Raw genomic sequence first — 20074 nt, 5'->3', positions numbered from 1 at the left:
GATAGCATCTGTAATTTTTGATTAAAAAGATCATGTACTGATGCTGTGTTTTTCTAAGGCAAAGCTTTAGCCTCATTATCCATATTTTCAGGGAGTAAAGGATAGAATCAACGAAGTTGATTCGTCAAAACGTATGGATAAGCATACATCTTCATCAGCGACGAAGTCGCGTCACTTTGCCGGCTTAAAATAAAGCGAAATTAATCATGAGTTTTGCGTTCATCTTTTTAATCAAAAAATAATTTCAAACAGACCTATTGGGTACTCTCTTTATGTATGAGAACATGAGTAATAAAAAAGATGAGACAGGATAGTCTCATCTTTAATAAATTGTTAGGGTAAATTAATTTTTTTGCCTTGTTCGGGGAAGATATAATTTACTTTTAACGGATTGTTTTTCAGTAATTCTGCTTTAATAATTTCAGGATTGTCTTTTGTCGGCTTTCTGTGGGTAACTACGATATTTAAACCTTCCAGATTCTTTTGTCCTGTTTTTTCTTTCAGTTTCTGCAGTTCTTCCAGCAGCAGATTAGGAGTGAGGTGGCCAAACAGAAGGTTTTCAGGTTGGCTGTTTGGGAAAGAAACCTCTATTAATATCGTGTTTAACTGTCTTTTTCTTATAAGTGGGGCTGCAGTGTCCCAAAGCTTATTGAGCTGATCAGATTTTTCCACCCGATCGGCACCGGTATCCCCTAAATAAAGCAGATAATGGTCGTCTTTTCTGACCAGTGCGGCACTGCTTTTATAAGGATTGACATGGCTTAGTTCATATGCCGTTATAAAAAGAGGTGTTTTCTGTACTGCGATTTCTTTTCCTTCCTGAAGTTCATTATAATGGTATTTTCCAAGCATAGGCTTTTGGCCCTGATCGGCAAAATTAATCCAGGTATCTGTGATAAAATAATGATTTTGCAGAATTTGAATAACCGGAGCTATAGCAAAAATATCCTTTTTTGCATCAGCCGGAGAATTGATAATAAGACCTGATAAATGATCCAAATGACCGTGTGAGATAAAATATCCTTTTATTTGGTTTTTTAGAACGGTCTCTTCCGGTCCGTTAAGGCTTTTCAATTGAATTGCTTTCCGTATTCCTGTATTTATTGTTCCTGCATCAAGGGATAGGAACGTACTGTCTTTCGGTGCTCCCACCAAATAAGCTGATAGGTTATCTTCTTGCTCTCCACCATATATACCTAATGGAATAAGGTCAAAGTTTTGAGCCTGGCAGGCCATATGCATCAAGAAGGCCAGTAAAGAAAATGCTGTTTTTTTCATGTGATCTAAAGCTAAGAATCTACCTTTTACGGTAGGATAGGGCAAATTTACATTATTTTTTGGCGATTATATCCCTTATTACATTCATAAAACTACTCTGATGAAGCTGAGATAAAAACGAAAAGAGATCTATAACAGACCTCTTTTCATCATATTTTAAACAGCGCATCGGCTATAAAGCTTTAGTATTAAGCCTTGTATCTGCTACTTTTGTTAAAAGGGCATCGCATTTTTTTTCTTCGTTAAGGGTGGCCAGGAAATTTTTGAGACAGAAATTTTCTTTAAGAACCTTAGCATAGGCTGCCAATATTCCGTAAGTAGCAATTTCATAATGCTCCACTTTCTGTGCTGCAGCGATAATACCGGCATCCCTTACCGATCCGGGAGCTGTTTCTTCCATAATACTTTTACCTTCATCCAAGAGCCCCTGCATGGCATCGCATTTTTTTGCCGTTGCCTTTTTTTTCAGGGATTTAAAACATTCTTCCAGTCTTTTTACATGAATCTGGGTCTCCATTAAGTGATTTTCAATGGCTGTTTTAAGTCTTTTATCTGTTGCATTTTTTTGCATCTTAGGTAATGCCTTAACTAATGCTTTTTCCGCCCAATAGATGTCTTTCAGCGAATCTTCAAACAGATCTTTCAGCTCTTTGGCTGCATTTTTTTTAGCCGGAGTTTTGGCTGTTTTTTTTACTGGTGACGATTTGCTTGTCGGTGCTTTTTTGGTGACTGTTCTTTTTGTGGTGGTTTTGGTTGCCATAATATTAGATTTAGTGTTGTTCACTGTATACCTACAATTTTAAGACCATAGGGGCTTCATAGTAGTGATTTTGAAAAAAACCGAAAGAAGCGACAGTACTCTGGAAAAACAGATTCTTTACATTAGCTGTAATAATATTGAAAACCTGGTGATCAAATCTGACCACCAGGTTTTTAGGATATATATGATTTTTTATTTCGGCTGCTGCTGTGTCACACAATGTACCATTCCTCCGTTGGCAAATAAATTACGACAATCAATGCCTACTACTTTTTTATCCGGATAGAGGCGTTGGATGATCTCGTTGGCTACTGCATCATTAGGATCGTTATAATTAGGTACTAATACACGGTTATTAGCGATGTAATAGTTAATATAGGAAGCACGGCCTACATTTTTTCCATAGGTGGTCATTACATCATATTGGGTCAAAGGAATCTTTACAAACTGATAAGCGGCGCCATTTTTTCCTGTAGCACCGTACAGTTGGGTAATATCACCATCGGGAACCTGCCAATAAGCCAGATCATCAGAGTCCATGGTAACAATGGTGGATGAATTGGCAAATCTGGCAAACCCGTCAATATGCATATCTGTGATGTCCAGGCCTGCTTTTCCCTGCAGCCAGATAAATTTCGTTACTCCTAAATTTTTGGTAAATATAGCTTCTGCCTGCTGTTGGGTCATTCCCGGGTTCCTATTGGTATTAAGGATAGAACTCTTACAAGCCATTAATACTCCGTTTCCATCAATTTCTACACTTCCACCCTCATTAATCATTACGGAATTGAGATCAATTTTTGGAATATTGGTATCTGTGGCTATTTTAGAAGGAACTGAATTACAGTTGCTGTATTCCGCCTTATTACCCCATCTGTTGAACCCCCAATCCTGAATAAATAAGTTTCCATTGTTATCCTTTACATAAATGGGACCGTTATCTCTTACCCAAAAGTCATCCGTTGGATACAGTTTAAAATTGACATTCGTAAGTGGAACGCCTGCATTGGTCAGTAAATGCTGTGATACGCTGTTTTTCTGCATTATCATACGCTATAATATGGACTTTTTCGCTCTGTACCAACTCCTTGGTCATGGCTACCCACGTTGGATCCAGGCGCTTGCGGTAGGTGGCACCATATTGATATTCATGTGGCCATTGAAGCCAGGTTCCTTCATGTGGAGCTGATTCTTCAGGCATTTTATAAACAACAGTGCCTGCTGGATCAGTCGTACCCGGATTATCTGTTACATCTGTTTGTGTACAGGAGAATAAAAGAACGGGTAATAATAAGAATGGGATTTTCTTTGTTTGCATAATGTATCTGTTTTTGATAGGGCAAAATTAGATCGATTGATGCTTTCAAAGTTGTCCGAAATTGACAACTTACTTCAGAGGTAAAAAAATATAAGTGAGCTGTTCTTCCTGATTATCTGTATGATCAGCATGTCTTTCATATTTTTCTATAATAGGGGTATGAGAAAATTCGAGACCGGAATTGAAAATCCAGCGGGAATAGATTTTCGTGTAAGTTTCATCTATCGTTTCATAGCTTCCCATATGGGCAAAACGGGCATATTGGCCCCCGAATATCTTTTTTGAAGGCAATTTTTTATTTTGAGCCTGCATGCTGGCACAGGCATCATAGCGACAGTTTATCTCAGTTTTGATCAATGGTTCATCTGCAATAACCCCGAAATACTCAGTGCCGGAAACAGGAAATTCATTTTGTGTAAATTTTTCCCATAATACCTCAATCTCCTCATTGTTGTAATAAGTTGGGGTACTTTGATAATATACGGGTATTGATTGTAGGTATACAATTTCAGGTTCCAGCAATATATCGGATGTTACAGGAATCAGATCCGGTCCGCAAAGGAGCTTTTCCCTGCTCAGTTTTGCTGCTTTAGGGGAAATGCCAAAATGCTGTTTGAAAGCCTTCGAAAACGAGGCTATATTGGCAAATCCTACTTCAATACCAATGGCGGTCAGACTTTCCTGGGTATAAAGGATGCGTTTATAGGCATTTTCCACTTTCAGCCTTTGCTGAAAAGCCCCTATGGTTTCTCCGCAACTGTATTTGAAAATACGCTGTATATTTCTGTAAGAGTAGTGGGATACATCTTCCAGATCTTTTACAGAGATCTGCTGATCGTAATTGTTCTCCATAAAATGAATGACCCTGTAAATACAGTTTAAATTGTCTTCCATAAACAAGGTTTTTTATTTTCTACATTTTATTAATCCAATTTTTTGAAGATTCAGTTCATCTTTATATTGCTCATTTAGATTCTTCATTTTTGTTGAGGATGCAATTTGCTTTCAAATATAAGTAATAGACAGGATCCGTCTTTATTTTTTTAGCTTTTGGGCCTGAACTGTACTGGGAGAATACCCGAATTGTTTTTTAAATGCAAAAGAAAAATGGGAAAGGTTTTCAAACCCCAATTCCAGGTAAATATCAGAGACGGGCTTATCTTGTTGTGAAAGTAAAATATGCGCCTCCTTCAGTCTCCGAAGCTGTAACCATTGTCTTGGCGGTATCCCAAAACTCTTTTGAAAATCCCTTTTAAAAGTAGATAAGCTTCTTCCTGTTAAATAGGCAAAGCGTTCAATCTTGGCATTAAAATGGAAATTTTTATCCATAAATAATTTAATATCAATTTTATAAGGTTCTGAAAAGTCAAACAGAACATCTTTAAGATCCGGATCATAAGCGAGCATCAGAATTAATGCTTCCTTTTGTTTCAGGCGAATAAGCTCTGTTGAGGTGGAGGTACTCAATAATTCTTCGTAGGGAAGAAGAGAGCGCATAAAAGAGAGCAATGGCTGGCTGTCCGGTTTTATAAATGTGGAGATATTTTCTTTTTTCTCTGCCGAATATTCATATTCTCTGCTGAAATCCTGTAATACAGCATCGTCAAAATATAGAGTTACCGTTTTAATCTCCCCATTTTTGGGTGGGTATTTTGCGAATTTTAAAAGACGGTTTTTACGTGCAGAATAAAGTTCTCCTTCTTTAAAGACGGTTTTTGTACTTCCATCATCCAGTTCCATTTCACCGGAAAGGACTAACCCCAGACTGTGAATTTGTGTGAACTGTTCTCCTTCCCGGAACTCTGAAAAGTGACAGGAGTAATTAACAGGCCAAACTGCTTTCTGATCATTCATGGCTTAAAAGGTAATTTTCTATTGATTCTTATTCAAACTTACAAACTTTTCCCCCATTACAGGAACGTATAAAAAGTTGCCTGGCTGCAAGGAAAAAGCTTTTGTTATGCTAAAATAGCTTTGGGTTCTAAATAGGCTTCCAATCCAAAAACACCATATTCACGGCCGATACCGCTTTGCTTAAAACCACCGAAGGGAGCAAGCGGATCATGGGCAAATCCATTAATGCAGATTCTGCCTGCATCAATCTGAGCCGCAACATGCTCTGCATGTTCTTTGCTGGAAGAACTGATATAAGCTGCTAATCCATAAGGGGTGTCATTCGCGATTTTGATAGCTTCCTCTTCGTTTTGATAAGGAATGATAGATAATACAGGACCAAATATTTCCTCTCTGGCAATACGCATATCATTACGAACATTTGTAAAAATAGTGGCCTTTACAAAATGACCATCCTCAAGACCTTCAGGTTTTCCTTCACCTCCTGCCAGTAGGGTAGCACCCTCGCTTTGTCCCAGTCTGATGTAAGTCTGTACCCGTTCATATTGTTTTGCACTGACCATGGGACCAACGGTGGTATCTTCTTCATTTGGCTGTCCTACCTTCACATTCCGGACAGCCTGTTTTGCGAGCTCGTTGACCTCATTCAGTTTATTTTGAGGAACGAGCAGACGGGTAGGGGCGATACATGCCTGTCCGTTATTCATATAAGCTCCAAAAACAGCCATGGGGACAGCCTTGTCAAGATCTGCGTCCTCCAGAATAATATTAGGAGATTTTCCACCAAGTTCCAGGGTTACCCTTTTCATGGTATCCACTGCTCCTTTAGCAATGGTTTTTCCAGTAATTGTGGATCCTGTGAAAGATATTTTAGCAATATCAGAATGATTTGTAATTTCAGTTCCTACTACATTTCCTAAACCATTAACCATATTAAAAACACCCTTTGGTAATCCGGCTTCATGGAAACATTCTGCAATTAGCTGGGTTTGTTGGGCACTCATTTCACTGGGTTTAATCACTGCCGTACAGCCGGCAGCGATTGCTGTAGCCAACTTGTTGCATATAAAGCTGTTGCTGGCATTCCATGGAGTAATAATTCCTACCACACCTAATGGTTCAAAACGTACTTTTGAATGTCCTGCGGTTCTTTCAAAGTCAAAAGATTCCAGTATTTCAATAGTGGTTGTAAAAGCGGAAATGGCATTTTGTACACTCATTTTACAAAACTGAAGACTGCCCCCATATTCTTTAACCATGGTGGAGACTAGTTCTTCTTCCCGCTTGCTGACTGCCTCATGAAGCTTTTTCAGTAAAACAATACGTTCTGCTTTGGTCGTCTTTGAAAAGGTTTTAAAGGCTTCTCTTGCTGCAGCAATGGCCGCTTTGGTATCTTCCTCGTTTCCCAATATCACTTCTCCGGTTTTCCGGTTGGTCGTAGGATCAATAAGATCAAAAGTATCTGTCCCTTGTGGCGAAACAAATTCGCCGTTGATGTAAATTTTATTAATCTGTATCATTTTGTTTGATTTTAATACCACAAAGTTCGTCCGAAATACAAAAGATAATTTTGTTGTACAGTTCAATTTTTGTTTGTTGTATGGTTCATTGTGATTTCAATAGATACAATTACCTGAGCCTAATACTGATAAACATTAATTTATTTTTCGGCTGTTTGATAAATATTCATTATTTTTACTTCAATAATATAAATAGATCAACGTTTTGGGAACGACTCGTAAACCTATATTCGCTTAGTATCAGCCTCACAAGCCACAGGCTGATCATTCTTTTGTTCAGGTAATTCTACCTGGGCAGGTTTTCATTTAAACATAGTATTCATTTCGTTGCTTTTTTAGAAGCAACAAAATCTGATATTTCAGCTTTTGATCCATGATCTTAATGCTGTAATTCCTTTGACTGCTATGTTAAAACTTAACTAAAGAATACTAAGCACGATTATAGAATAAGTAATGAGTCAGCAATATATATGGGAGGTAAAAGCTAAAAATACTCCCCTCTTAAAGAAGAAATGCAGTCATTGTAATAGCGACAGGTTTTATTGCAGTGATAAATTCAGACTGAACGCTCAAAAAAAGAATATTGATATCTGGTTGATATACCGATGTGTACAATGTAAAAATACCTTTAATATGACCATTTTCTCCCGCGTCAGAACAGAATCAATAAGCAAAACCCTCTTCATTAAATTTTCAGAAAATAATACAGAAACGGCCTGGGAATATGCATTTTCCCTCGAAACAAGAAGAAAAAATAATGTTGAGTATGATGCGGAGAGTGTCGAATATGATATACAACATCCCACACTGGATGATATTTTAAATTCCGGGTATGAAATACTACCGGTTACACTTAAATCCCCTTTTGATTTTAGTCTTAAAGTATATTCTGTGATCCGGATATGTTTAGGTCTTTCTGTCAGTAAATTAAATCAGCTGATAGAAGCTGATGCCTTATCTTTTCAGGGTAAGTCTATACAGAAGAGTCATAGAATTAAGGATGGAGGTATTGTGTATATTGATATAGAAAAATTCAGAAATATTTGTTTTGAAAACGGATAGAATTTCAGTCATAATTCAATCTGACAAACAGAGCCTCCGGATCAGTAGTCCGGAGGCTTTTGTTATTGAATATTTTATTTTTTACGATGTTTTTGCGGTCGAAAATATTAGATATGCATCACAGTCCTGAATACATTTACGGCATTGCCTGTAATACTGACAATATCGGGAATAGCACTGTCTTTTAGCTTAACTTCCACCTGCACTTTTCCAATACGGTTGATAGCTTCGCCTTGTGTACCTGTAAATTGGAAAGTATTGTCGGCAGTACTGATGATTTTATTTTGAATAAGATAGCCTCCCAAAGGTCCATTGGCATTTCCGGTAACAGGATCTTCTGAAATGCCGATTGCCGGGGCAAACATTCTTCCATAGGTCAGGATTTCCTTATCATCGGAATCAAAAGTAAATACAAAATAGCCATTGCAGCTGATCACTTTACTCAGCTGGGCTAAAGCCATAAGATCAGGCTGAAGATGATTTAAAATGTTCCGGCTTTTAATACCGATCATAACCTTTGAGTGGCCTGTCGAAGCAATTTGTACAGGGCATTTCTCATCAAGATCTTCCATTGTCAATCCTAATGCATGAACAATATTTTGCGTCGTTAGCGGATCAAAGATGGGGCTTAGCTCAAAACGTCCCTGTGTCATTGTGATTTGATATTCGTGATCCTGTTTTTCAATCCTAATAGGTAAAATTCCGATTTGGGTCATTATTCTGATGGTACAGGATTCCAGCTGATCTTCCATTGCTTTTGCATATAATGCCGCAATAGTGGCATGTCCGCAGGAAGGAACCTCTGTTGTTGGAGTAAAATACCTTACATGGTAGTCGAAATTTTGTTCCAGAGTAGTGGGGCGGAAAACAAATGCTGTCTCTGAATTGTTGAGTTCCCGGGCTATCAGTTGCATTTCTGCAGTGGTCAGATTTTCTGCATTTAAAACTACCCCCGCAGGGTTTCCTTTGAATTTTTCTTTAGTAAAAGAGTCAATTTGATACACAATTACTTCCTTCATCATACAATATTAAGTTCAACGTAAAGGTAAGGATAAATGTGTTGTAAAATGCCTTTTTTCAGAGGTGTATTTGCGTTTTTAGAACAAATGATCTAGTTGATTAACTGGGTAAAAGAAAAATCAGGATGGCGCATTTCTATTTCATTTCTGGAAGATGAAATCTGGGCTTCGGAAGCATAGATAAACATTTGCTGTTCGTAGTCATTAATAGCTGCCTGTAAAGAATCATAGCTTCCGTCAGTGAGATTTCCGGATAATATGAGAGCATCCATCAATCCTGTATTGACGCCCTGGCCGGCAAAAGGAGGCATAAGGTGAGCAGCATCTCCGATAAGGGTTATCGGTAAAGGTCGATCAGTTTTCCAAAGCGTGCTCAATGGTAATTTTCTGGTTGGTAAGCTCAAAAAAGAGGGTGTCAGCTGAACCAGGTTTTGATAACGTTTGTCCCAAAGGGCGAAATTTTTCAGAAGAAATTTGCGGATATCGTCTGTATCCTGGAGATTATCTTCGGCATTATCAGGTTTTTTGAAGATTACACCATAAGTTAATGCGCCGTTATTGTCAGGGTTTACGACCAATAACGTACCCTGAAAAGCTGCCATCAACCTGTTTCCGTTGCATAACTGATAAAATTCGGGACAATCTGTTTCAGGATGGGGAATATCCCCCTGAATAATGATGGTTCCGGTTTCTTCAATTGCTGTGTCAGTCACAAACTTCCTCATGGCAGACATACCTCCGTTAGCGCCAATGACAAGATCTGCTGTAGCTTGTAGTCCGTTCTCAAAAAGCAGTAGCCATTTCCCGCCGCAAACCTTAAGGTCGATGCATTTTCTATCCCAACTTACTGAATCATGGGGTAAGCTTTCAAGGAGTATTGTTCTCAGGTTATTTCTGTTGATTTCAGGATTGTCAAACTGGTTTTCAGGGGTGATTGGTTTGGTGAACAGAGTTTTCCCTTGTTCGTCAGCGATGGTAATACCCATGGGTAAAGCGGTTTTATAATAAGCTTCCAGTAATCCTGCCTTTTTCATAGCTTTCTGTCCGGAATCTTTGTGCAGATCCAGCGTTCCTCCCCAGATTCTGGCCTGGGGATATTTATCTCTTTCATATACGGTCACTTCAATACCTTTTTGCTGAAGTAATTTTGCCATAGTCAGCCCAACAGGACCAGCTCCAATAATGGCTACTTTTTTGTCTCTGAGTAACATAATTGTTGTGCTATTAAATATGGATACAAATTTCTGTGTCATTTTAGAGATAAAATAATTATATTAGACTTAAAAATAGCTGTAAAAGACTTTTATGGATACGATTGATCAAACGGTTCCCCATATTCTGAAAAACCTGGCCGGTTTACTGGGCTCGGAAATAAAACAGAGAAAGCTGGAGATTCCATCCCGGTTTGGAAAAGGATATTGCACAGGATTGATCTTTAATAAACATATCCGGATGCTTATTAGTAATTATGAGCTGTATGAAGATCTGATCATTGAAAATCCGGATGTAAATATGGCTAAAAGGATGCTCTTTTTTAAGTTTCAGCATATTTTTCCCAAAACAAAAATCTCTTCGGGAGGAAATCCAGCTGAAATGCCTTCTGTTATGGTGGCAACGAGCCGCCTTAATACCGATAAGTTTATTCCTATTCATTCTAATAAAAACACGATTAATATAGAAGTGGATGCGGATTACCTGAAAAGCTTGTTTCAGGTATCAGATCAGTCACCGGTACTGAAAAGCCTGGTGGAAAATACGGAACCCTTTCTATTTGAACATATGATCGATCCTTCTCTGCAAAATGTTGTCAATGAGATCATTTCTGAAGAGATAGATGAGACTTTTAAGCTGTTTTTTTTAAGACTAAAAGCTGAAGAGCTGATTTGCAGACTATTGATAGAATTGGAAAAGCGGAATGAAAAACATCTCTACGCACTGAATATCCATGATATTGAAACTATGTATATGATACGGGCAAAAATTCTTGAGCAATTGGAAATTCCTCCTGTTATAAAAGAGCTGGCTGCAGAAGCCGGAATGAGTGCTACCAAGCTCAAACGACTGTTCAGACAGATTTTTGGGAACAGTATTTTTAATTATTATCAGGAATTCAGAATGAAGGAAGCTGCGCTATTGCTGAAAGAGAAAAAGTATTCCGTTTCAGAAGTAGGATACAAACTAGGGTTCTCTAATCTGGGCCATTTTTCAAAAATATTTAAAGAGCACATCGGGATGAACCCAAAACAGTATTCAATGGTTTAAAAACTAAAACCACAAAGGCCGTTTCAAAAATGAAATGACCTTTGTGATAAAATTAAATCTGAATTTTAGGATTTGTCAGAATAAAAGGGGAATCCCTTTATCCGGTTTTAATCCCATCGAGTATGATTTGAAACGGCATATTTTCCGGCTCCGGTAAAGAAGAAACTCACTCCTATAAGTAAATAAATAGCAAGTAACTCCAGTGCCCAGCCTCCAAATTCATTCAGCTTAAATATATTTGCTGTTTGTGCCAGTATAATGGCTGTAAAGCAGTTTGCCGCAAAGATTATTCCTGCAAGACGTATCCGGAATCCTATAATGATCATAAGAGGGGCTATAATTTCACCTGCAAATACCCCATACGCAAAGAATGACGGTAAGCCGTGCTGGGTCATCATATCCTGAATAAATCCAATTCCGTGTATCAATTTATTAATCCCGTACACAGACATGGGAAATCCAATGGCAATTCTGCTGATCAGAATACCTAAATCAATGTTCTTTTTCATTTTATTATTATTTAAAAATTATATTTTACAAAAGCCCCGATGTTCTCCAATGTCTTTTTGCTATTATTAAACTGATCAAAATTGGAGGCTATACCATACATCATCTTATCCTGTTTTACGCCAAGCCGGATGAATTGTAACCCTCTCGGATAGCCGGTATTGTCAAGATTTCCAATAGCCAGGACACTGAAGTATCCTTTGAGGTTTTCCCTGAGCTGCGGGGTATATTCAAATGATACAGACTGTTCCAGGGAAAATCCTTTCTGATAAGTTGCACCTATAGAATAAGAGAAAGAGTAGGAGGGCTGAACCATCCGGTACTGAGCGTAAAGGCTGAAGAATGCACCTGGATTTTTCACTCCGAAAGCACCATTCAGACTGATTTTTTTAGTAAAACTATAAGTCAGGGTATTTCTTATAAAGAATATATTGTCTTGGTCCTTGGTGTATTCGGTATCAAATAAAGTAAGATTGTTTAATTTCAACCTCTCATTGATTTGATAGTTGACATTATGCATATAGGTGTAGGAACGGTGTCCCAAAACAAGGTCGGGAGTATAGCTAAGCTTCTGTGCATTCAGTTGGGTTGAAACTGCTGCAAGAGCCATGATCACTATTAATTTTGCCTTCATATTTCACTCATTAAATTTTCTGTGAGCAAAATTATTCAGGGCTGTGCGGAATAAACTTAAGAAATCTTAAGAAAGGTCAGACAGGTGTTTTTTTCTAAGATAACTCAGGTATTCAACTGTAATTCCTAGGTAGGAAGCAATCATATATTGAGGAAAACGCTGCTCAATATTGCGGTAAGTGGTAACAAATGTCCTGTATTTTGTGTAGGCATCCACTCTGGAATGCTCAAATGTTCTTTCCTGCAGTGTAACATATGCACTCTGCATTTTCAGTCGCCAGAATTCAGAAATAGCAGGAACTTCTTTATACAGCAGTTCCAGGTTATTCTTGCTGATCTGGATCACCGTAGTTTTTTCATTAGCCCGGATAAACATTCTTGATGGAAGCTCACTCAGATAGCTGTAAAGATCATTAACCCACCAGTTTTCAATACCCAGCTGCGTAATATTTTCTTTACCCTTTTCATCAATATGATAAGCATAGAGGCTTCCTTCTGCTATAAACCGCATACTTCTTGAAATCTGTCCTTCATGCAGCAGATGGTCTTTCTTTTTAAGCTGTATAATTTCTAATTTGGGAAGGATAGCATCAATATCAGAGTCTTTTAAAGGTACAATTTCTCTAAAATGTTCTATCAACTGTGAAATGATTATATCTGTATCCATAATGAAATTTTGAATTCTGCTTGGGAAAGAAAATCAACAGCAGAGGCGCAAATGTAAGGAAATATTCAAAAATGAATTGTTGTAAATAGATTCCCAATACAGACCATCCGCTGGTTGTAAGCCAGTTTCTAATGCCGGCTATATACTGAAACAGATGATTACCTAATTATGGATTTGCAGATTTCTATAATGTAACAGTGATCGTAAATTGGATGGAGGTACTTTAGAGAAATAAGTTTTTTGTAAAGCCGTCTGATTAATGGAACGGCTTTTTATTGTACTTACTTTGCCTGTCCAATATCCAATCTTTCAAATTTACCTTCAGCATTTTTATGGAACTTAAAGAATACAGGAAATGTTCCCCATTGTCCGGCTTTAAAATTTCCGTAAATATCCTTTCCTTCATTTTCTATACGGTCTATGCTGAGAAAATATTCTTTACCTAGGGCTTTGGAGAAGAAAGTGGTAAAATCAACGGTATTGCCGTCATCTGTCATCACTGGATTTTCTATAAAGAAGCTATACCATTTCTGATCTCCGGTTTGCAGTGCTTCTATGGCATGGCGTACAGTTTCGTCTGTTATTTTTGATAGGTCCATTGTGTGTTGTTTTGATATAGAGGGTGTTGTCTTTTTTTGATTTTCTTTAACCTGTCCACAAGCGGTCAGAGAGAAGCTTGTCGCAAAAATGGTTATGAGTATATATTTTATCATCTCAGTTAAGTTTTAAGAGGATGTTGCAGGTAAACGATCAGAAGGTTAAGAAATAAAAAGGGAAGCTCAATGGCTACTCCTTTAAAATCTTTGTCCATAAGGTGAAAGCAGATAATCAGGAGGATACCCGCTGCCATCAGGAAATTTCCCCAAACAAATGTCCTGGGAAATAAAATCATCACTGAAGCCAGAATTGTAACAGCTCCATTGATCATGAGTGCTGTTCGGTTGAATCCCCATTTTCCGAACATCTCCATCATTTCAGGTTTTCCGGAAAACATAGCACTTCCTTGTTTGAATCCCATGAATACAGCTCCCAGGATAAGTATTGAACTAATAATCTTTAGAATCATAATGTGTATTTTATAAAATCAGCTGCTTTAAATAAAGCAGTATAACAAATATGCGTGAAAAGAATGGTTTTTGAATGGTGAATTTTTCGGAAGTTACAATTCATTCTTATTCTAAAGGGAGTAAAAAGATAAAAGCCACAATTTTATAAACTGTGGCTTCTACTACTAAGAACTATTTAATACTATTTTGTTTCCAGATAACCGTAATGTAATGAAGGCTCTTTCCCAAATAAACAGGAAAAAATATTCTGGAACTCATGGATATATTTGCATTTTATAGAATTGCCATATATTTTGAGCCCCTCCAGTATTTTCCTGGAACTCAGGTCTATATCGTATTTGATAAATGTTTCAGGTCTTTCATACCGTATTCTCTGATCTGAGCTGTATGTCCTTGAAAAACCGAGTTTTTCAAGCCACTCTTCCGTGATCTGAATAGGTTTAATGGAATCTGCCGGAACTGAAAAGCTCTGACTGTCATTTTCAATTTTAACAAAATAAGCTTGCTTCAAACTCTGAAAAATTTCAGTGATCGTATAAATCTGATTTTTGTACTCGACTAAATTTTTGATTTTAAGATCTGCTACGTTCATAATATTTTGGTTTTTAAAGGTGGTACTGGTAATATATAATTGAGCAAATACTATGCCTTGCATCATATTGTGAGTCAGTGTTTTAATGAAGATTGTGTTAAATATCACACCTAAAAGATTAATGAACTGTTAAAATGTCGATAGACACTATCTTTAGAGCATTTTTAATTCAATAGAAATATGGTATCTATGTGGTACTATGGGAAGAGGTATTGGCAGTAGACAGTAAAAGAGCCAATATAATGGCAATGATAAGAACGGAGATAAATACATTCCAGGAAAATGAATGCAGGAGGTATCCGGTACCACTTCCCAGAATACTGGAGCCAAAATAATAAAATAACCAGTAAATAGAGGTGGCTGAGGACTTTCCGTGTTTAGCATGAAGTGCTGTCATCTGGCTGGCCATAGTATGGGCAGCAAAAAAGGAGAGTGTAAATACTCCAAGTCCAAAGATGACCACATAAATATTTTCTGACAGCAGCAAGCCAATTCCACAGAGCATTAGAAGAATGAAGCTTTTCAGGATGTTATTTTTGGAAAACCTTTTAGAAAGCTTTCCTGTAATCATGGTGCCAAAGACTCCGAAAGTATACATCAGAAATATAAAGGCAATGATAAAATGGCTTAATGAAAAGGGTTTTGCTTCTAATCTGAAAGTAAGATAATTATAAACACTCACAAAAACACCCATCAGTAAAGCTGCAATGAAGTACAGTCTGAGCATATAGGAGTTCATGAGAAATCCTTTCATCTGCTTTACCTTTTGATGATAATCTGTTTTCTGAGGATTGAAGAATTTTGACTCGGGAAATAGTTTCCAGAAAATAAGACCCAGGATCAGACTTTCCACTCCAATGATGAGAACGGCATTGCGCCATCCGAATTCTCCGGCTGCAATGGTAGCCAATATTCTTCCACTCATCCCTCCAATAGTGTTGCCACTTAAATACATACTGATGGCAGCGGGCACTGCAGCGAGATAAACCTCTTCGGTAAGGTAGGCTAGGGCGACAGCAGAAACACCGGAAACCACAAATCCTTTCAGCACTCCAATTCCAATAAGAAGGCTGAGACTGGGAATCCAGGTTGAAATAATAGTTAATAATGCGGATGAAATCAACGAAAATGCCATCAGTCGTTTTCTGGAATAACTGTCTGCCTTAAAAGCAAAAAACAATAATCCCAACGCCATTCCTATGGTAGATGAAGAAACGAGCAGAGAAGTATCACCAACGGTTACATTGAACTGCTCCGCGGCCATCGGGAGCATGGGCTGAAAAAGATAGAGCTGTGCAAATACAGAAAGCCCTGAAAAGAAAATACAAAGTTTTATATATCGGAAACGGCGGCTTCCCTGGTTTGCTTTTTCAGGTGAATTCATGATTTTTTGCAATTAAAATGCAGTTTTGATTATAGAAATTTTGGTTCTGCGAATTTCCTGATATTTTTCCAATCCTGAAAATGCTTATCTCAATGATTTTTATTGGTAAAACCAATTAATGCATCATCTCATATACCTTAATCAACTCTGCAATATTACTGACCTCCAGTTTTTGAAATATCCTTTTCTTATATGTACTTACAGTAGACATCTGAATACTGAGTTTATTGGAAATTTCCAGGTTTCCGTATCCGTCAGCTAACAGTTTAAAGATCTCATATTCCCTTGAAGAAAGCTTTTCTACAGGGTTGTCTCTCTTATTCTGAATGATCAGACCGATAAGTTCTGCAGGATAAAAATAGCCTTTTTCAATCACTGTTTTCACTGCATTTTTAATTTCTTCCTCACTGCTTTGTTTGTTCAGGTAGCCTTCAGCACCTTCCCTGATATACTGGATGGCCACATCCTGATCATATCCTGAAAACACAAGAATCTTTAGATCTTTCTGTATGTTTTTAAGTTCAGAGATCATTTTTTTATATTGAGTTCCGGGCATATCAATATCCAGGATCAGAAGATGATAATATTGAGACATCAATGCTTCTTTTACCTGTTCATAATTTTCAGCAAAGTCTATTTTCAGTTCAGGATAGGCAGATTCAAGAACAAGGGCTGTTCCTGCTCTTACCACATAATGATCATCAGCAATTAAAATTCGTTCATTCATATAATTAGTTTTTTTTGAGGGTAATTTCTACAATGGTTCCTTTCGGGAAATTTTGGCTGAAACTGATCTCAGCATTAATCTTTTTAACCAGATGGATGACCATATGCAGACCCAGTCCTTTACCTTTAAAGCTGGGTGTTTTCCATTTAGGATTTTTGAACAAATTCATATAAATGGCTATTTGTTCCGTAGACATTCCGGTTCCCGTATCATCTATTATGATAATGATTTTCTGGTCATCCTCTATAATATTAAGACTAATTTCTCCTTTAAATGTATTTTTTACGGCATTATCAATAACATTATGGATAATAGCCGAAAGAATACTTTCACTCACTCTGCTGTTTATATTAGTCTCTGTAGAATTAATAATAACAGTTTCTCTTTCCTTTGCGATTTCCCAGAATAATTTTTTCTTGATTTCTAAAATTCTGTTGACAGGATATTCCTGCTCTTCAAAAATGTTTTCGGCTTTATAAAGTTCTGTATATTCCTTTAAATTCAATGTGAACTGGTACAGCTGTTCAGAGGATTTGTAAATACTGTCAAAATATTTTTTCTGAAGTTCTACATCATCTGATTCATGAAGTTTTTGAGAAAGCATCGCAATAAACCTGATTGGAGTAGTGATGTCATGGCTAATGGTTTCCACCAGTTTTTTTTGATATTCTGTTTCTTTCTGCAAATCATTTTTTACCACTTCAAGCGTAAGGGAAGTTTCCTTAAGCTTGGAATTTTTGTTATGAACAATTCGCTTCAGGGCTTTGTTTTTTGTTCTTAGAAGATTGGTCATCAGCATGATAATAATGATAATTCCTGTAAGAAAAATAATGGAAAGCAATATCTTAAATAACAGCGTTTGGAAAAAATAAGGTTCAATCCTGAATTGAACAGCCTTTTCTTCATATTTTCCATCCGGAGAGGCAAGTATCCTCACCTTTAACGTATAATCTCCCGGGCTGAGGTTACTGATGGTATATTTTAAATCTTTTCCCAAAGCCACCGCTTCCCAGTCCGATTCTTCCTCTCCCGAGATTTTGGCCTCTATATAAAGGTTTTCAAAATTAGAGAAATAAGGAATATCTATGAAAATATCAGCTGTTTTGTAATCATTCTTTAGATCGAGTACAGTATTAAAATAGACTGTTTCAGCATTACCGATTTTTGCTCTTTCTATATAGATTTTTTTTGGATCCGGATAATAGGTCTGAACCTGAGCCGGGTTGAAAAATACAAAACCATCCATGGAAGGGAATATAAATTCCCCATTTTCCAAAGCATAAGCGTTAGGTTGCGAATTACCATTGAATTCATTAGAGGTAAAACCATCTTTTTTAGTGAAACGGTAATAGAATACGGGGCTTTTTCTGTTTTCGGCATACTGGATCAGTTGCTTTTTAGGAACTTTATACAGGCCGTTGTTCGAGGATATCCAATAAAACCCCTGTTGATCCTCAAGAATAGAATGAGCAGACTGCAGGTAATTATTCCTGTCATTGGGCATTTTAACCAGTTTCCGGTCTTTAAAAAGGTAAAAGCCATTTTTGTTGGTCATAATCCAGATCAGATTATCCTTTGTTTTTACGATACTTTTTACAGAAATATTTTTGATTAAAGGACGAACTGTATTTTTATCCAACATCAGCGAATACAAACCTTCATTATTGCCTACCAGAACGTGACCCTCGCTGTATTGAAAAAAAGCGGTGACAGGACTTTTAAAACTATAAATATAATCCGGTTTTGTAAATTGGTCCTTTTTAAAAATCTGAAGTTGGTATCGGGAAGAGTTTAACAGGGAAAGGGCATATAAATTTCCGCTTTTCATAAAATCTTCAAAACCCTCTTTAATATAAGTGGAGTCTTTTTTCTTATACCCGGAATTTTTATAAAATCTTATAATACTCTTTCTCTTACGGATCAGAATATTACCCGAATTGTCGTACATCATAAGATAATTATCGTTATTCCCGAACGCATACTTATGGACAATGCCATTTTTCCCAAACTCAGTTCCGTCCTCCGTTATAATTGTATTGTTACTGAAGGGTAATGAGGCATTGGATACATTATTTGCAAAATCAGCTTCCTTTCGGGCCACATACATGTTTGAAAGATGAAGAATATTAAGCCCGTTATTCAAAGTACCAAGATAAAGATTGTTGAAATTTTTACCGTAATACATAGAGTAGTAGGAATGGCTGCCTATTTCCTTATACTTTACCAGAAACTTCAGAGAAGGTCCGTTTGGGCTTTCCTCTACAATATAAATATTATTCCTGTTGATGATAAATGACTGATTGGTAATCTGCTGCCAGTATATTTTAGTTTCAGGATCGTTAAAAAGACTTGGCTGGTCATAAACAGAAAGTTTTCCATGATGAATAGAATAGGTCTTTCTTGTCTGAAAATCATTAATGAAAAGAGTCTCATTAAGAACAAAAATACTGTTCAGGTCTTCATTGGTAAAAGGAAGTGATATTCTTGTTTCAATTCCTCTTTCATTTTTATAAATGACGGCATCTTTTTCCCTGAAAATATACTTTGAACTTTTAAGCTGTATAAAATACTGAACGTCATTATAAAAATTAGAAGAAATAGTATTGTTTGCAATTCTTTGTACCAGCTGATTTCCTTTTGTATAAGACACTCTGTCGCCAGGGGTGAGCTTACTGAGCCTGGGAAATCTGTTTTTAATGATGATCTTATTCTCCTGAAAATTAGTAAGCGTTGTAATGCTGTCCCGAACAGGATCACCGATAAACATCCCGAAATGCAGGTTGTCTATTTTAAAATTATTAAACGTGACAAAGGAAATCCCGTCATAGCGTACAAGCCCGTTTTCCGTAGATATCCAGATAAAACCGTATTTATCCTTGGCAATGGCCTTCGCACTGCTTTGTGGAAGTCCATTATCTATATTATACCATGTGGAAGTATAGCGCTGTCCGTAAATGTTTAAGTATAAGAAAGCAAAAAAAACTGCCCAAACCCTCATATGTGCAAAACTCATCTATGTTTCTTGCATATCAATGCAAAAATTTGTTAATATTAGTTTTTGTACAAGCCGAAGTTTTTTTTAAGATTGAGAATGATTGAAAATAATTTTTTGTCACTTAAGTTTTCTAGGTTTTGCGTTTTATCGTTAAACAAATTTGTTTTACGGCGTAAAAATAGTGAAATTATACAGATAAACCAGTATTTTTCGATTTGTTTTCATCTGTATTTTTTTTATAACCATTGATAATTAAACATATAATGCCTGTTTTATTTCTAATGATGGTGAATAAATATCCTTTAAAATTGGGGTTTATGTTAATAATTTTAATCCAGAATAAGCTGAAATTATCCGATTTATTCCAGGCGATACTCATTTTTACCCTGATAAATTGTTGATAGCTAATAATTTCAACGCTATTGAATC

The 20074-nt window shown here is 36.8% G+C and carries 19 protein-coding genes and 1 pseudogene; 2 read left to right on the top strand and 18 right to left on the bottom strand.

The genetic code is table 11. The features are described 5' to 3' along the window. Nucleotides 1–333: 333 nt before the first annotated feature. The 6 genes and pseudogenes from DRF57_RS21995 to DRF57_RS21965 all read right to left on the bottom strand — a co-directional run bounded on the left by DRF57_RS21995 (nt 334) and on the right by DRF57_RS21965 (nt 6730). On the bottom strand, nt 334–1278 hold the full coding sequence (locus DRF57_RS21995) for an MBL fold metallo-hydrolase (protein ID WP_115920874.1): 945 nt from the start codon (nt 1276–1278) through the stop codon (nt 334–336). Nucleotides 1279–1450: 172 nt separating this feature from the next. Further along, the gene (locus DRF57_RS21990; RefSeq protein WP_115920872.1) at nt 1451–2038 is read right to left on the bottom strand and encodes a YciE/YciF ferroxidase family protein; all 588 of its coding nucleotides are present in this window, start codon (nt 2036–2038) and stop codon (nt 1451–1453) included. Between the two features lie 192 nt (nt 2039–2230). Further along, nucleotides 2231–3239: pseudogene (locus DRF57_RS21980) on the bottom strand (agmatine deiminase family protein). 186 nt (nt 3240–3425) lie between these two features. After that, nucleotides 3426–4250 carry an AraC family transcriptional regulator gene (locus DRF57_RS21975; RefSeq protein ID WP_115920868.1) on the bottom strand — a complete coding sequence of 275 codons (825 nt, stop codon included), beginning with the start codon at nt 4248–4250 and terminating at the stop codon, nt 3426–3428. Between the two features lie 141 nt (nt 4251–4391). Beyond that, entirely contained in the window at nt 4392–5210 is an 819-nt protein-coding gene (locus DRF57_RS21970; protein WP_115920866.1) for a helix-turn-helix domain-containing protein, read from the bottom strand. Between the two features lie 104 nt (nt 5211–5314). Beyond that, nucleotides 5315–6730 (bottom strand): aldehyde dehydrogenase family protein, encoded by a 1416-nt coding sequence (locus tag DRF57_RS21965; protein ID WP_115920864.1) that lies wholly within the window; start codon nt 6728–6730, stop codon nt 5315–5317. A gap of 453 nt (nt 6731–7183) precedes the next feature. Between DRF57_RS21965 and DRF57_RS21960 the strand changes: the two genes are divergently transcribed. Further along, nucleotides 7184–7792: a DUF1062 domain-containing protein gene (locus DRF57_RS21960; RefSeq protein ID WP_115920862.1), complete on the top strand. Its 609-nt coding sequence runs from the start codon at nt 7184–7186 to the stop codon at nt 7790–7792. Nucleotides 7793–7899: 107 nt separating this feature from the next. Here the strand turns inward: DRF57_RS21960 and DRF57_RS21955 are convergent, their stop codons facing one another. Both DRF57_RS21955 and DRF57_RS21950 read right to left on the bottom strand, forming a co-directional pair. Further along, entirely contained in the window at nt 7900–8814 is a 915-nt protein-coding gene (locus DRF57_RS21955) for a PhzF family isomerase (protein WP_174772375.1), read from the bottom strand. Nucleotides 8815–8903: 89 nt separating this feature from the next. Then, nucleotides 8904–10022, bottom strand: coding sequence for an FAD-dependent oxidoreductase (locus tag DRF57_RS21950; RefSeq protein ID WP_115920860.1), 1119 nt, complete (start codon nt 10020–10022; stop codon nt 8904–8906). Nucleotides 10023–10116: 94 nt separating this feature from the next. Between DRF57_RS21950 and DRF57_RS21945 the strand changes: the two genes are divergently transcribed. Next, nucleotides 10117–11073, top strand: a complete 957-nt coding sequence (locus DRF57_RS21945) for a helix-turn-helix transcriptional regulator (protein ID WP_115920858.1) — start codon at nt 10117–10119, stop codon at nt 11071–11073. A 107-nt stretch (nt 11074–11180) separates the two neighbouring features. On the opposite strand, the gene DRF57_RS21940 is transcribed toward DRF57_RS21945, so the two are convergent. The 10 genes from DRF57_RS21940 to DRF57_RS24040 all read right to left on the bottom strand — a co-directional run. Next, nucleotides 11181–11582: a DoxX family protein gene (locus DRF57_RS21940; protein WP_115920856.1), complete on the bottom strand. Its 402-nt coding sequence runs from the start codon at nt 11580–11582 to the stop codon at nt 11181–11183. 11 nt (nt 11583–11593) lie between these two features. Further along, nucleotides 11594–12214, bottom strand: coding sequence for a hypothetical protein (locus DRF57_RS21935; RefSeq protein ID WP_167449397.1), 621 nt, complete (start codon nt 12212–12214; stop codon nt 11594–11596). Between the two features lie 66 nt (nt 12215–12280). Further along, nucleotides 12281–12880 carry a Crp/Fnr family transcriptional regulator gene (locus DRF57_RS21930; RefSeq protein ID WP_047496167.1) on the bottom strand — a complete coding sequence of 200 codons (600 nt, stop codon included), beginning with the start codon at nt 12878–12880 and terminating at the stop codon, nt 12281–12283. Nucleotides 12881–13161: 281 nt separating this feature from the next. Beyond that, entirely contained in the window at nt 13162–13479 is a 318-nt protein-coding gene (locus DRF57_RS21925; RefSeq protein WP_047496342.1) for a hypothetical protein, read from the bottom strand. 119 nt (nt 13480–13598) lie between these two features. Continuing rightward, nucleotides 13599–13946, bottom strand: a complete 348-nt coding sequence (locus tag DRF57_RS21920) for a DoxX family protein (RefSeq protein ID WP_047496164.1) — start codon at nt 13944–13946, stop codon at nt 13599–13601. A gap of 182 nt (nt 13947–14128) precedes the next feature. Then, complete coding sequence (locus DRF57_RS21915) at nt 14129–14605, bottom strand: hypothetical protein (RefSeq protein ID WP_228450375.1); 477 nt, start codon at nt 14603–14605, stop codon at nt 14129–14131. A gap of 121 nt (nt 14606–14726) precedes the next feature. After that, nucleotides 14727–15923 (bottom strand): MFS transporter, encoded by a 1197-nt coding sequence (locus DRF57_RS21910; RefSeq protein ID WP_115920854.1) that lies wholly within the window; start codon nt 15921–15923, stop codon nt 14727–14729. 115 nt (nt 15924–16038) lie between these two features. Beyond that, nucleotides 16039–16650, bottom strand: a complete 612-nt coding sequence (locus tag DRF57_RS21905; RefSeq protein ID WP_047496159.1) for a response regulator — start codon at nt 16648–16650, stop codon at nt 16039–16041. 4 nt (nt 16651–16654) lie between these two features. Next, nucleotides 16655–19663 (bottom strand): sensor histidine kinase, encoded by a 3009-nt coding sequence (locus DRF57_RS21900; RefSeq protein ID WP_115920852.1) that lies wholly within the window; start codon nt 19661–19663, stop codon nt 16655–16657. A 169-nt stretch (nt 19664–19832) separates the two neighbouring features. Continuing rightward, nucleotides 19833–20074, bottom strand: a 242-nt coding sequence (locus DRF57_RS24040) for a hypothetical protein (protein ID WP_206607214.1), incomplete at its 5' end; no start/stop codon positions are given.

Source organism: Chryseobacterium rhizosphaerae (genome assembly GCF_003385455.1).
GTDB lineage: Bacteria > Bacteroidota > Bacteroidia > Flavobacteriales > Weeksellaceae > Chryseobacterium > Chryseobacterium rhizosphaerae.
The sequence above is the reverse complement of the archived record's forward strand: the minus strand, read 5'-3'. Positions and strand labels throughout refer to the sequence as shown.